We start from the raw sequence: 13653 nt of genomic DNA, 5'->3' as shown, positions 1-13653 counted from the left end.
TACAGCGCAAGTACAATAATGCTAAAACTCAACAACATGATCATATATATTTGAGGTTCAATGGCTAGCTCTCCTCAATAATCAACCTATTTTTTAAGTTATGATGATCACCGAAGTGCAATCCACTTCGGCTTAAATGTGATTTATTTCTTTACTTGGTAAGCCTTAAATTTAGCACGTTGCTCATTCAAGCTATCTGCCGCATCTTGTTTAATATCATCAATTCCAATCATGGCAACATCATATAAAACATCTTTCTGAGCCTTAGAGGTACGTTCAGCATCATAAGTCATCCAGTTATCTGCTGTAGAATATACAGTGACATCTTGCTCCAAATACTCATTCGCCAGTAAACGAATGGATGTTGAAGCAGAAGTTTGATGGGGTGTAATTTGGTAAGCATACTGAATATCAATCGTGGCATTGGCTGCTTTCAACAATGCACATGTCTTGTCGTAATCTTCGAGCTCAAGCCCTCTATCTATAATCATATTGTCCAGTTCTTGATTAGTAATGTAGGCAATTTGACACTCTTCTTGCGCAAATACATGCGTTGAAATGAATAAAGCTGGCAAAATTGCCAAGGTACTTTTGATTAAGCCTTTCATGAAACCACCCCCTGAGATAAAAACAAAAAGCCAATAAATCGGCTAAAAAACATCATTGTATAGATAGTTTCACATTTGTAAAAATCAAAAATTATGACGGGTTAGACCATCTCCCCCATAGATGCTTATTTGAGCATTTTTGAAATTGACGCTCAGTCAGCAACACGTTATGGTTGGACTTCATACTCTGCAGGGCTCTTATCTTTTATTAGATTGAATAAATGTAAGAGATGACTTAGCAAAAAACATGGAGGATTCTGTCACGGCGCTAAGGCAACAAAGGAGAAAAATGATGATCAGATGATGACAAGAATCACAAATATAACAAGTACACCTAGATTGGTGCCATGAATAAGGACTGTAGAACACCCCTTCCCTAAATAATTACTTCATCGCTTTCAGAATGGTATAAGGAATTACAATGCCTGAAATTATAGATCAAGACAGAATTACAGCTTTAAACTCAATTACATGGGCAAAATCATTTGAAGAGAATGATTTCTTATATTTAAAACATGTAATTAATGGATTAATAGACAGTAGTAGTAATGACTCTATATCGGTTCAAGTCGATCGAAATAAAAAAATAATACATATCTTTGAACCCTTTGCTGCACTCAATGACTTAGGTTATGGCTCCCCATCCGTTGTTTCAATCGATGTCGCTACCGAAGGAAAAGTTAAATTTCTAGGCGGTGATGACAATGGCATAGAAATCAATTCTGCCCGATTATTTGACATCACCATTGTCAACAAGCCACAAAACCTCACGGCAGATATATGTTTCTGGCATTTTGTCGATGCGATAGGCTGTGCATGTACAGAACTTTGCGAGTCATGAGTATTTTAAGGCTCTCATTGAGAGCCTTTGCCATAAAATGCTCTTCCCTTAATTTCTAATGTAACTGCTTTGAGCCATTGCCTTACATAAAAAGATTCAGTTTGCGAATAGTCTCGCATAAATTCTCATTCTCCTTTGCATGTTGACCTGAGTCTTACTCCATGGTTTTTAATCTAGGGACTGACTTTAGAATGAGAAATCACGATGGAAAAATACCTGAAAGCGACTCCCTTATTGGACTTTGATCATCCACGAATAAAAGAGCTTATTGATCAAAAAGATTGGAATCGACTGAATGAGGTGGAGAAAGTCAAACAGATTTACAACTTTGTACGGGATAAGATTAAGTTCGGCTACAACACCAGTGATGTAATCAACGCATCCGAAGTATTAACGGATGGCTATGGACAATGTAATACCAAAGCCACCCTACTGATGGCACTATTAAGAGCTGTAGGCATTCCTAATCGTCTACACGGCTTCACGATCGATAAGAAATTACAAAAAGGTGCGCTTGATGGGATCTGGTACGCACTATCGCCAGATAATATTTTGCATAGCTGGGTCGAAGTCTTCGTGCATGACAATTGGTACATTCTAGAAGGTATCATTCTAGATCAGCCATACTTAGCACAACTTCAAAAAATGAATAAAAGTACTTCAAACGTATTTTGTGGTTTTGGAGTTTTCACAGAGAATTTTGATCATCCACCTATCGACTGGAATCTCAACAATACCTACATTCAAGACAAAGGGATTAATCAAGATTTTGGATTGTTTGATAGCCCTGATGATTTCTACAAAACGCATCAGCAACAACTGAGTTACCTAAAGGGCGTACTTTTTAGGAATTGGATCAGGCATTCTATGAATAAAAATGTTAATACGATTCGATCGACAAAAATGTCTTAACAGAGGATTTACATTATAAAAACGACCCGTCGACATGAAACAGCATTCATGATCATTACTGATCTAGATGGTTCATTACTCGATCATCGTCATTATGATTGGGTTGCAGCAGAACCCTGTTTGAGTCAGTTAAAAAATAAAGCCATTCCAATTGTGTTTTGTACCAGTAAAACCCAATCCGAGATTGAAACCTTGCAAAGGCAAATTGGCTTACTGGGTCAACCCTATATTGCTGAAAATGGTGCAATATTGTCTGTAAATCATGAGATCCAGATTATTTCTGAGGCAGCTTCTGGTCTAAGCTATCCTCAAATTACAGAAATATTAACTCAGATTAGAACATCTTATGGCTTTCAATTCCTTGGATTTCATGATGTTAACACTACTCAAGTTGTACAGTTAACAGGGTTAAGCCTTGAACAGGCACGATTTTCGCAAGAACGTATCGCATCTGAACCAATTTTATGGAAAGACACCACTGAGAATTTAGCGCTTTTTCAGCAATTATTGGCTTCTAAGCAACTAGATTTGATTCAAGGTGGTCGCTTTTGGCATGTGATGAATGCTGGCAGTAATAAAGGCGCAGCATTCAACGCATTTATGCAACACGAACTACAACAACAGAGAGCGTGGAAAACAATCGGTCTAGGTGACAGTCCGAATGACTTATCTTTTTTAGAACTAACTGATTATGCAGTCATTATTCGTTCTGCCTTAGACAAAACGATGCACTTAAAACGTAAAGACATGCACAATATTTATCACAGTCAATATCAAGGTCCCCAAGGATGGTGTGAAGGTATTCGACATTTTTTACTATAGCAATGTACTTTAAAAAAGGAGGGCGATATGTCTGATTTCCATCAAAATGGAATGTTCACTAACTTTCACAATCTTACCCGTCGACCTGTAGAAGACTTAGAAAAAGAATTACTGACTTTTTCTAAACGCCGAAAAATGGGCTTAATTTTACCTTCCTTATTTAGCGAACTTGAAGGACCCGCTTTAAATCGCATTATTAATGAACTCACCAAAGTCCCTTATTTAGAAGAAATTGTGATTGGGCTTGATCGGGCGGATCGGGAGCAATTTTTATATGCAAAAGAGTTTTTTGGACGACTACCGCAACGCCATCGCATTTTATGGAATGATGGTCCTCGTTTAAAAGCCATTGATGAAAAATTAAAGGAGAAAGGACTTGCTCCATTAGAAGCAGGTAAAGGGCGTAATGTCTGGTTTTGTATGGGTTACAACTTAGCATCAGATCGAACCGACTGCGTCGCTTTGCATGACTGTGACATTTTAACCTATGACCGCTCATTACTTGCACGGCTGATCTACCCTGTTGCCAATCCCTCTTTCCAATACATTTTTTGCAAGGGTTATTATTCTCGTATAGCTCAAGATAAACTCAATGGCCGTGTTTGCCGACTGCTTGTGGGTCCTTTATTACACTCTTTGCAACTGGTATATGGTCATCATGATTTCCTAGCGTATTTGTCCCATTTTCGCTATGCGTTATCTGGGGAGTTCGCAATGCGCACCCGCGTCCTAAACAACATTAAAATCCCTTCAGACTGGGGGCTAGAAATTGGAATATTGTCGGAAATCTATCGAAACTACAGCCCGAAACGCAGCTGCCAAATCGAAATTTTAGATAACTATGAACATAAACATCAACTCTTAACACAGGAGGACGGAACTGGCGGCTTAAAACGTATGAGTCAGGACATCATTTTATCGTTATTACGTAAATTGGCGATATTGGGTGTAAATGTAACCAGCGACTCCTTTAGAGTCTTGAAAGCAACCTATTATCGTAGTGCGCTAGATATGATCGAAATTTATCATCATGATGCCGTCATGAATGGGCTAAAATTCGATCAAAATGTTGAAGAGATTGCCGTTGAGTTATTTACCCAGTCCATTTTAGAAGCTGGTCAAGCATTTATAGACAGACCGAACGATCAACCCTTTATTCCAAGTTGGAATAGAGTGCAGTCCGCATTCCCAAATATCTTTGAGGAAATCTATCAGGCTGTTGAACAGGACAATCTCGGAAGCATCTAAAGCTTTTAATCTTAAAAAGTGTAAACAAATACAGTGAAGAGCCAGTGACTTTATAAAAAGCACAACAATGATTATTTTATTCTGATGCTCTCTCCTAAGACTCCTTAAACCTACCAATCTGACCTATTTATAGATAAATTTTTATGTGGTATATCAAAAAGAAAGGCCTATATTTATCGAGTCGAAACGTGGTCTATCAGCATGATTATTGGGAGCCTTCAGAGATTGAGACTCAATTTATGACACGTTATACATGGATGAAAGATCATGCGCATGCTATGACATTTATTGATCGAGTCAGTGCTCAAGGCTATTTGGCAAGAAATCATGGGAAATTTTGGCGGGATGCTGAGGTTTTTGAAGAATAAAGTTGTTAATATAAACAATTATATAATTACAACGAGAACATCATGTCAGTAGAGACGTATTCCAAACAAGAACTTGCAGAAACAACCTTAGCTGCTCTTGTAAATTTATTAAAATTAGATGGTTATGATCTGGATCAGCTTTTACTCCATTATGTCGATCATATTTTAGATAATAAATTTTCCAATGCAGATGCCAGTGTAAAACTAGCAAGTATTGATCACCTCAAAGCGTGCATTGATGATGCAAAACAAAATCCATTACTTGAAACCAATCCTAGAAATCTGAAGTAATCCGTTTTCGATCATTTTTCAATTGATGCAATTTTATGCTATAAGGTTGGCGCTTTTTTTACTTTTTTGCCATCTGGGCTTTTTATGAAAAATACATCATCTTCTAATGACACTGAATCAACCGTATTGGGTTGGAAATTTGTTGTTATTGTCGGAATTATCACGACCATCTTTTTTACTTTTTTATATTTGGCGATGTCTAGCGATCCAGAGTATATGCCTAACCGTGAACCAAAAGTTGCAACGCAGCCAGCGGCAGTGTCCCCAGCACAGCCTACCACAGAATCTCATGCAGTTACTCCTGACGGTGAAGACGGCAAAGCGCATTAATTGATTGAACAAAAGCCCTCACCTGAGGGCTTTTGTTCAGATGTACTTCATTCTTATCAATAATATGAAACTAATCAAAATATGAGAGATGAACTAAAACAAATTTTTATTCGCGGCTGCAATGAAAAGATTGAGAAAAAAGGCGACAACGTGGGTTTATCTTTTTATGCTTTTTTTAAAAATAAAAATGACAATCCTGAACTGTTGATGGAAGCAGCACATTGGTGGATCATGCAGCATAAACTAGATCACTTTGAAAAAGCCGTGAAGATTAAGCAGCTTGTTTTAAATGAGTCATAGCCTATTGTCTAGTAAGTCATGATACAAAGCTCTTCAGCATTTTGATATGCGTTTACGATTCGGATCAACATTATTCTTAGTTAAGGGCTTATCTCTTTATGTATTTACAAAGATGCTCAACGTAGAACCTAAAACTTGGTACTCGTTTTAAAGAAGGAAGATATACAAAACCATTTGAGGATTATAGAAAGAATTTTTGACTACTTATGCTGCATTTGTAGAATATCTTTCACAATGCAAATAAATATAAGCGACCAAAAAAATTAAACTTTTATAATTCTACAGATCAAAAAAAGGGATGATTGATGATCATCCCTTCGATAATAGTTTTATTCAAAACTATTATGCACGTTCTAAGTATTCACCCGTACGAGTATCTACACGAACGCTTTCTTCTTGCTGAACGAATAATGGAACACGTACAACAGCACCTGTTTCCAACTTCGCAGGCTTGCCGCCACCGCCAGAAGTATCACCACGAACACCTGGATCAGTCTCAACGATCTTTAATACAACGAAGTTCGGAGCGTTTACATTCAAAGGCACGCCATTGAACAACATGATTGTGCAAAGTTCGTTAGAATCGTCTTTTAACCATTTTGCAGCATCGCCCATTGCATTTTTGTCTGCCGCGATTTGCTCAAAAGTTACAGGATCCATAAAGTTCCACAACTCACCGTCGTTGTACAAGTAGTTCATTTCTACTTCTACAATGTCAGCACCCTCAAGAGAGTCACCAGACTTGAAGGTTTTTTCTAATACTTTACCTGTTTTAAGGTTACGTAATTTAACACGGTTAAACGCTTGACCTTTACCAGGTTTAACGTATTCGTTTTCCATGATTGAACATGGGTTACCGTCAAGCATTACCTTAAGGCCTTGCTTGAAATCATTTGTAGAATAATTGGCCATGACTGGCACACTCCAAACTTGCTAACTTAAAATCTGTTAATGCTAGAATAGTCGATTAATGCTAGACTAGCACTATTTTTAACACGTGGCATGATAAACTATTTGTATCAAGAGCAAAACTGGCAATCTCAACTGAGTGACTTAATAACAGACCCTTTAGAGTTGCTTGAAACGCTCCAGTTATCACCAGAGCAATTATTATCAGGGGCAATCTTGGCTTCTGAACAGTTCAAATTGCGTGTTCCACGTGCGTTCGTCGGAAAAATGAACATTGGCGATAGCTTTGACCCGCTTTTATTGCAAGTTTTACCGCATCATCTCGAATTAAATGATCATCCTGAATTTGTGACTGACCCCTTGGGTGAAGAGCAAGCCAACCAGCAACCTGGTGTATTACATAAATACAAATCTCGTTTTTTACTGACGCTGACGGGTGCCTGTGCCGTACATTGTCGTTATTGTTTCCGCCGTCATTTTCCGTATCAAGAAAACTTACCGAAAAATGAAGATTGGCTCAATATTCGAGACTATATTGAAAGTCAACCAGAGGTAAATGAGGTGATTTTAAGTGGTGGAGATCCACTGACCCTCACCAACCGCAAGTTAAAACTCTGGATTGAACGATTAGAATCATTACCGCAAATTAAATTTTTGAGAATTCATTCACGGGTTCCTATCGTAATCCCCAACCGTGTCGATGAAGAGCTTGTTTCTTTATTAAAAAACAGTAGGCTACGCATTATTCTGGTGGTACACTCAAATCACGCAGCAGAATTGGATGATTTTACTTGTGCCAAACTTGCAACTTTGGTTCAAAATCAAATCACCGTTTTAAATCAGTCAGTCTTATTAAATGGGGTTAATAATTCTGCACAAGTTTTAGTCGATCTAAGTTATCGACTGTTTGAAGCTGGTGTCATGCCTTACTATTTGCATGTTCTCGACAAGGTTAAAGGTGCACAGCACTTTGATTTGGCTTCAAATGAAATTGATGAAATTTACAAAGAGGTTTTAGCGAACTTGCCAGGATATTTGGTACCTAAACTTGTCAGGGAAATTGCGGGCGAAAAAAACAAAACACCGCTTTTTGGAGTTTCAACTTTCTGAGTTAAATAACAATTATGAATATGAGCACCGCAGAAATGTTTCAAACACCAACTGAATTAAAGTTGGATAAATTGAGCTTTTGCCAAAGCACGGTGACGGACATTCAGGATTGGGTGTCCAATTTATCTATTTTGCAATTAGGTGATTCTTCCCGCGCGCTTTTCAATGCCCTACTCGAAATTTCTGAATTGCAATGCAGTGAAACTTTACGTTTTGATCTTATTCATGCCATTCATCCGACCATTGAAAATGTATTAACCAGCTTAGAAAAACATTTTTTCAATCAGGGACTCATTACCACTGACCGTAATGATCATATTATTGAATTGGCGATGTTGTTGCGTAGCTGCTTTGCCAAAACGTATATTGATATTGCAAAACGATGCGATCAGTTACTCAATCAGCAGAAGTTTTCAATCTTTGCCTTTAATCAAAAGAAAAATCTGCAAACTGCTCGTATTCTGGCAAGTTACTATGGATTGCAACAACTTTCTCAACTGTTATATCAACAGCAAATCCTATATACCAATCCCTTATCAGGTCAATGGCTAGTAACCCACCAGCTGATGCAAAGTGCCATACAGCAAAACTTCAGCCAAACCAATATCAATCAATTGCAAGGCACACAACACCAACTTCAGACAATCAGTCAGGTCTATGCACAAATTATTTTGTTGGATATTTTGAACCCTCATCAGATTCGACCTTCCGAAATTCAAGGGCTGTTTCTATGTAGCAATGATTGGGCAAAACTGATTCAAATTCTGCCTAAAGAAACCACTTTATCACGCTATGTTGTAGATACTTCTTTGGATTTACCACCTGTATTTAATGCGCATCAGAATAGTAGTTTTAAGCCATCGATTTATATCTCCACCCAAAATTTATTAGACCATCTTACTGAAGCACAAGGTAAACATGGCGAATACCTGTCTCGCAATGAGAAAATTTTCCTAACGCCTGCCTTACACTTCCATATTCATAGCCTACTGACCAGTAATGCAGAACGTCGTCATGAACGTTATGAATACTCGGCTCAATTGCATATTTGCTTTGGTCTAAGCGTGGCTCACTTTTATTTGTCCAAGGGACGGAACTTTAACGAGACCTTAGCGCTAGATGCCCACTATGGTTTGCAGTCTGAGAGTAATATTTTTAGCTCTATGAGTGACAATAATTTACTCAGTACCAATAACATTAAAACCCTAGATCGAGAAGCGAAGCAAATTTATCCTGCTGAAGTACTCGATATCAGTGTCAATGGTTATCGTATTAAGTGGTCAGGCAATACGCCGAAACATTTAAAAACGGGCGAATTTATTCTGGTGCAAGAAAATGCACAAAGCGAATGGCGTGGTGGCGTAGTCCGTTGGATCAAGCAATCTACCGAAAAAAGTCTCGAACTTGGTTTGGAAATGCTCGCTCAGGATATTTTCCCTTGTGCAGTTTATGTCAAAAATGACCGTAATACAGGCAATTACTACCCTGCTTTACTGGTTCAGACTTCGGAACTCAATGAGGTATCAACAACGCTGATCCTGCCAGGCTCACATTTATTTAGAGAAAAACAAACCATCCATTTACGTTTAGGACAAGACGAACTAAAAGTTTATCTACTAAAAGCACATTTAATAACACAAAGTTTTATGCGATTTGATTTTGAATTATTGAATGATCAGCAAGAGCATCTGGTCGAAAACTATATTCAGAAACAATCCAATGAAATAAAAAATCATGATTTATGGGAAGCATTGAAGTGAGAAATCCACTATTGTCCAAAAAGTTAAAACGTACGGAAACTCGTTTACTCATTATCGATGATAACCAAATTCGTTTTAATAAAATTTGTGAGCTTTTAACCGCAAGCGAACATCAAGTCCATGCATTTTTGCTAGATGATCTTCAGACCTTCGAAAAACAATTACATTTAAATTGGGATCTTGTGATTTTTGGTCGTGCATACGATTTAAAGTATGAGCAAGCATTAAGTCTAATTCGCTTATCTAAACAACCTGAACTGCCACTGATTTTGCTCAAACCTGATGATTATGAACCAGATCAATATGTGACGTATATTCGCAAAGGAATTTACGATGTCACTAACTTAGATTATCCTGACCGCTTCTATCTATCTTTATTACGTGCACTTTCCTTTAGCCGCCTAAACCAAGGGCAACAGCATTTAATGCAGGAATTGGAAAATGTACAAACGCAAGCGCAGGCTCTAGTTGCTGAAAGCAATAAAGCGGTTGCGATTATCCAAGAAGGTATTCATATTGAAGCCAATCAGGATTATCTCGACCTATTTGGTTTAAAAAGTGAAGATGAGATTATTGGCTTGCCTTTACTCGATCTCTTACAACCCAAAGATTTGAATGATTTTAAAATACGCTTCAAAAAGATCTCGCAAGGTCAATTTGATCAAGCACGTTTAGAAATTACGACGCTGAATGATCATGTAAAACTGAATCCACTCAAGATTGAATTTTTACCAGCAAGTGAAGATGATGCTTTACAAATCACCATTGAGTTAGCAGCAAATGAAGTCATTGCCACTCCATTAGTCAGCACACCAGTGGCCGAAACAACTCCTCAAAAACCCAATACCTATCAACAAATCAACCGCACTATTACAAAACAACCTTCTGATTTTAATGCCTTGGTTTTGTTCTCTCTCGCTGCTTGCCCTGAATCAGTCTTTCAGCAAGATTGGTCTACGTCAAATGCCTATTTTGCGAATATTCAAAACTTCCTTAAAGAACAAACCAATGTTCCATTATTTAAAATCAATCATGCCTTGTATGTGGGGCTATTCCAAGGTGCAAGCGAAGATGTGCTTCAGTCTAAACTGATCGGCTTAAGCCCATTAAGTAAACCGCAATTATTAGGTGTCAATCAGCAAACGTTTCCATTAAATTTGCGCATTGGCTACACCCTCATCAATAAAGAAATTAAAGATGAGCAGCAATTTGAGCAATATACGGAACGTGCATACAACACACCTTTACCTGAACAGCAAGAAAATAGTATTGAACTAGCTGCATCTTCAGCGGGCAAGATCGAGCTAGTTGATCATAGTCTAGACCTTTCCCCTCAAGGAGAGACTAGCCTGCTCAATGCCTTACAGAAAAGCCTGGAACGTGGTGAGATTCATCTGAAATATCAACAGCTCTATGACAAGCAAGATAGCAACTTATACACTTACGAAGTTACCAGCGGCTTCATTTACAAGAATACATGGCAAGATATTACAGCGATTCGAGAGTTAGCTGATGATCCTGAGTTTTCAATTAAACTGGATCGTTGGATTTTGGTTGAAGCATGCAAACAATTGCATAACTTTATTACTCAATATCCAGATGCCAAAATTATAGTCAATTTGAACAAAGAAATGCTCTTCTCTGACCGTAGCTTCCCTGAGTTTATTGCCAAATTAATTACGATTGTAGGCAGTAAGCAAGCTCATCCTTTAGTGCTCCAGTTCTCGGAAGAAGATATTTCCAAGAATCTGAATGATGCGCAGAAATTTACCGCTCAATTAATTCAAAGTGGTGCAGAAATTTCATTACGTGATTTTGGTCATTCGATCTATAGCGAATCTATTTTGAATCAAATGAACGTCCACCAAGTCACCCTGCACTCACAACTAGCAAAAATGCTGGATTCAGACAAATCGACGGAAGATTTACAGGAACGAATTAATCACTTCCATGAAATCAAGCCAATGCAGATGCTGTTACGTGAACTGAACAATATGACCATGTTTGCGAATGCTTGGAACGTTGAAGCGCGCTATCTTCAAGGGGATTATTTCCAGAAGAAACTGGATCATTTGATTGATGTACAAGACCAATAGGTCTTGTACACTGCAATAAATTGCTACTTTTAAGCATCTACAGATATAAAAAAACGAGCCAATGGCTCGTTTTTTAACAACTGGGGTATTAGTCGCGTTTGATAGAACGAGACATACCAGAGAAACGTTGTTTGAATTTGTCGATACGACCACCAGTGTCAACGTTCTTTTGCTTACCAGTGTAAAATGGGTGGCATGCAGAACATACGTCTAAGTAAAGAGTTTCTTTACCAACAGCTGAACGAGTTTCGATTACGTTACCGCAAGAACAAGTAGCTACTAATTTTTCATATTTTGGGTGAATATCGGCGCGCATCGTCGATTACTCCTAAGTGTAAGAAGGGCTTATGCTGTCATCGCAATTGACCACTCTTGCAAATTGCAAGGAACGCTACTAAGCAGGTCAACACCACAACAGACCATTCTTTTGGCCCACCGAGACGGATACCGTCAGAGCTAAGCACAACAAGTGGGCGTTATTATACGTCAAATAAATCAAGATAGCGAACTATTCTGTTCATTCCTCTGGATTTTGTTTCGACCAACGATTTGCAATGATGCCACACACCATCAACTGGATTTGGTGGAAGATCATAATCGGTAAAACAATCATTCCTAAAGGCTGACCAATAAACAAAATCTGTGCCATTGGAACACCACTGGCAAGTGTTTTCTTAGAACTACAGAAAAAAATCGCGATTTGATCTTTGCGGTTAAAACCAAATAGCTTCGGAAGATAATAGGCCAACAACATAATTACGGTTAAAAAGACCGAACATGCCAGCACCAAAAGCAATAAGGTCTGCCAACTCACTTCGTTCCACAACCCCGCAACAACGGCGCTACTAAAAGCACCATAAACCACCATCAAAATAGAGCCTTGATCAAAACTTTTAACCAAGCGTGGCACTTTCATCATGTGTGGGTAAACCAGCGGACGAAACAATTGCCCTAACACAAACGGCAACAATAACAGCAAGGTAATTTGAATAATCGAGGATGTCGGATCAAACTCATGTTCCGACTTACCCAAAATAAATATACTTACCAAGACTGGGGTAATAAACATCCCAATGATATTGGAGAATGAGGCACTACACACCGCACTAGCAACATTACCCTTGGCAACTGAGGTAAATGCAATGGAAGATTGTACTGTGGAAGGTAAAAAACACATGAACAAGAAACCCCAATAAAGTTCTTGCCCCAGCATGGGTAACAGTACAGGTTTTGCCAACAAGCCTAAAATTGGAAATACTGCAAAGGTAAAGGCAAAGACCAGTACATGAAATTTCCAGTGCGTAATCCCCTGAACAATTGCTTCACGAGACAGTTTCGCACCGTGTAAAAAGAAGAGAATGGCAATCGCAATGGTGGTGATGACATTGAAGGCATGTGCAGCAGAACCAGATACAGGGAGAAAAGATGCCAAGAGAACCATGGCAACCAAGAGTAAAGTAAAGCGATCCAAGGCAAGAAGCTTGAGCATGTTCATTGCTTAACATCCTGTTATATATATTTTAAAAAAGTAAAGATGAAATAAAACCCAGTAGAGAAATTTTACCCGCAGGTCAACTTCATCTTACTGGGCTGTTCAAATATTGCTAGCTTTTCAAGGGCTATATTCAATATTTAGTTAATCAATAACACGAATCTTAGTTATTACGTGCATTTGAATCTTGCTGAATCAACTCAACTTTATAACCATCTGGGTCTTCTACAAAAGCAATAACGGTGACACCACCCTTCATAGGACCTGCTTCACGTACCACCTTACCCCCACGTGCTTTAATCTCTTCACAAGCTTTGTAGGCATCTTCTACCCCAATCGCGATATGACCGTAAGCATTGCCTAAATCATACTGATCTGTATCCCAGTTATGCGTCAATTCAAGCACTGTGGTGCTATCTTCATCACCATAACCAACAAAAGCCAATGTAAAACGACCTTCTTCATAATCACGTTTACGAAGCAAAGTCATACCCAGCACTTCGGTATAGAACTTTAAAGATTGTTCTAAATTGCCTACACGTATCATGGTATGGAGCATTCGCATA

General features: G+C 38.4%; 16 protein-coding genes. 11 read left to right on the top strand and 5 right to left on the bottom strand.

Going from position 1 to position 13653, the window contains the following annotated elements:
* Nucleotides 1-143 precede the first annotated feature (143 nt).
* Nucleotides 144-608, bottom strand: coding sequence for a hypothetical protein (locus ACWQ4X_RS03050; protein ID WP_457902668.1), 465 nt, complete (start codon nucleotides 606-608; stop codon nucleotides 144-146).
* Between the two features lie 421 nt (nucleotides 609-1029).
* Between ACWQ4X_RS03050 and ACWQ4X_RS03045 the strand changes: the two genes are divergently transcribed.
* The 8 genes from ACWQ4X_RS03045 (at nucleotide 1030) to ACWQ4X_RS03010 (ending at nucleotide 5720) form a co-directional block, all read left to right on the top strand.
* On the top strand, nucleotides 1030-1449 hold the full coding sequence (locus ACWQ4X_RS03045) for a hypothetical protein (protein WP_142768280.1): 420 nt from the start codon (nucleotides 1030-1032) through the stop codon (nucleotides 1447-1449).
* A 204-nt stretch (nucleotides 1450-1653) separates the two neighbouring features.
* Nucleotides 1654-2361, top strand: coding sequence for a transglutaminase-like domain-containing protein (locus ACWQ4X_RS03040; protein ID WP_457902667.1), 708 nt, complete (start codon nucleotides 1654-1656; stop codon nucleotides 2359-2361).
* A gap of 48 nt (nucleotides 2362-2409) precedes the next feature.
* The gene (locus tag ACWQ4X_RS03035; protein ID WP_457902666.1) at nucleotides 2410-3183 is read left to right on the top strand and encodes an HAD-IIB family hydrolase; all 774 of its coding nucleotides are present in this window, start codon (nucleotides 2410-2412) and stop codon (nucleotides 3181-3183) included.
* A 27-nt stretch (nucleotides 3184-3210) separates the two neighbouring features.
* The gene (locus ACWQ4X_RS03030; RefSeq protein ID WP_457902665.1) at nucleotides 3211-4431 is read left to right on the top strand and encodes a glycosyl transferase; all 1221 of its coding nucleotides are present in this window, start codon (nucleotides 3211-3213) and stop codon (nucleotides 4429-4431) included.
* Between the two features lie 143 nt (nucleotides 4432-4574).
* Entirely contained in the window at nucleotides 4575-4799 is a 225-nt protein-coding gene (locus tag ACWQ4X_RS03025; RefSeq protein WP_457902664.1) for a hypothetical protein, read from the top strand.
* Nucleotides 4800-4841: 42 nt separating this feature from the next.
* Nucleotides 4842-5090, top strand: coding sequence for a hypothetical protein (locus ACWQ4X_RS03020; protein WP_161933363.1), 249 nt, complete (start codon nucleotides 4842-4844; stop codon nucleotides 5088-5090).
* 84 nt (nucleotides 5091-5174) lie between these two features.
* A complete protein-coding gene (locus ACWQ4X_RS03015; RefSeq protein WP_457902663.1) occupies nucleotides 5175-5420 on the top strand; it encodes a hypothetical protein in 246 nt (81 codons plus the stop codon).
* Between the two features lie 81 nt (nucleotides 5421-5501).
* A complete protein-coding gene (locus tag ACWQ4X_RS03010; protein WP_161933364.1) occupies nucleotides 5502-5720 on the top strand; it encodes a DUF6500 family protein in 219 nt (72 codons plus the stop codon).
* Between the two features lie 342 nt (nucleotides 5721-6062).
* Here the strand turns inward: ACWQ4X_RS03010 and efp are convergent, their stop codons facing one another.
* Nucleotides 6063-6632 (bottom strand): elongation factor P, encoded by a 570-nt coding sequence (gene efp, locus ACWQ4X_RS03005; RefSeq protein ID WP_100242892.1) that lies wholly within the window; start codon nucleotides 6630-6632, stop codon nucleotides 6063-6065.
* Between the two features lie 90 nt (nucleotides 6633-6722).
* On the opposite strand from efp, the gene epmB reads away from it, so the two are divergent.
* The 3 genes from epmB to ACWQ4X_RS02990 are packed head-to-tail and all read left to right on the top strand — an operon-like array spanning nucleotide 6723 to nucleotide 11595.
* Nucleotides 6723-7739, top strand: coding sequence for an EF-P beta-lysylation protein EpmB (epmB, locus tag ACWQ4X_RS03000; RefSeq protein ID WP_100242893.1), 1017 nt, complete (start codon nucleotides 6723-6725; stop codon nucleotides 7737-7739).
* A gap of 14 nt (nucleotides 7740-7753) precedes the next feature.
* Nucleotides 7754-9499, top strand: coding sequence for a GTPase (locus ACWQ4X_RS02995; protein WP_457902662.1), 1746 nt, complete (start codon nucleotides 7754-7756; stop codon nucleotides 9497-9499).
* Entirely contained in the window at nucleotides 9481-11595 is a 2115-nt protein-coding gene (locus ACWQ4X_RS02990) for an EAL domain-containing protein (RefSeq protein WP_457902661.1), read from the top strand. The genes ACWQ4X_RS02995 and ACWQ4X_RS02990 overlap by 19 nt, the downstream gene beginning before the upstream one ends.
* Before the next feature lie 88 nt (nucleotides 11596-11683).
* Here the strand turns inward: ACWQ4X_RS02990 and rpmE are convergent, their stop codons facing one another.
* The 3 genes from rpmE to gloA all read right to left on the bottom strand — a co-directional run bounded on the left by rpmE (nucleotide 11684) and on the right by gloA (nucleotide 13652).
* Nucleotides 11684-11911 (bottom strand): 50S ribosomal protein L31, encoded by a 228-nt coding sequence (rpmE, locus tag ACWQ4X_RS02985; RefSeq protein WP_100242896.1) that lies wholly within the window; start codon nucleotides 11909-11911, stop codon nucleotides 11684-11686.
* Between the two features lie 201 nt (nucleotides 11912-12112).
* Nucleotides 12113-13090, bottom strand: coding sequence for a bile acid:sodium symporter family protein (locus ACWQ4X_RS02980; protein WP_457902660.1), 978 nt, complete (start codon nucleotides 13088-13090; stop codon nucleotides 12113-12115).
* A gap of 160 nt (nucleotides 13091-13250) precedes the next feature.
* On the bottom strand, nucleotides 13251-13652 hold the full coding sequence (gene gloA, locus ACWQ4X_RS02975; RefSeq protein WP_457902659.1) for a lactoylglutathione lyase: 402 nt from the start codon (nucleotides 13650-13652) through the stop codon (nucleotides 13251-13253).
* Nucleotide 13653: the final 1 nt, after the last annotated feature.

The organism is Acinetobacter sp. NigerLNRRAM0016, assembly GCF_054112845.1.
Note: the sequence above shows the minus strand (reverse complement) of the source record. Positions and strands in the feature narration are given on the sequence as shown.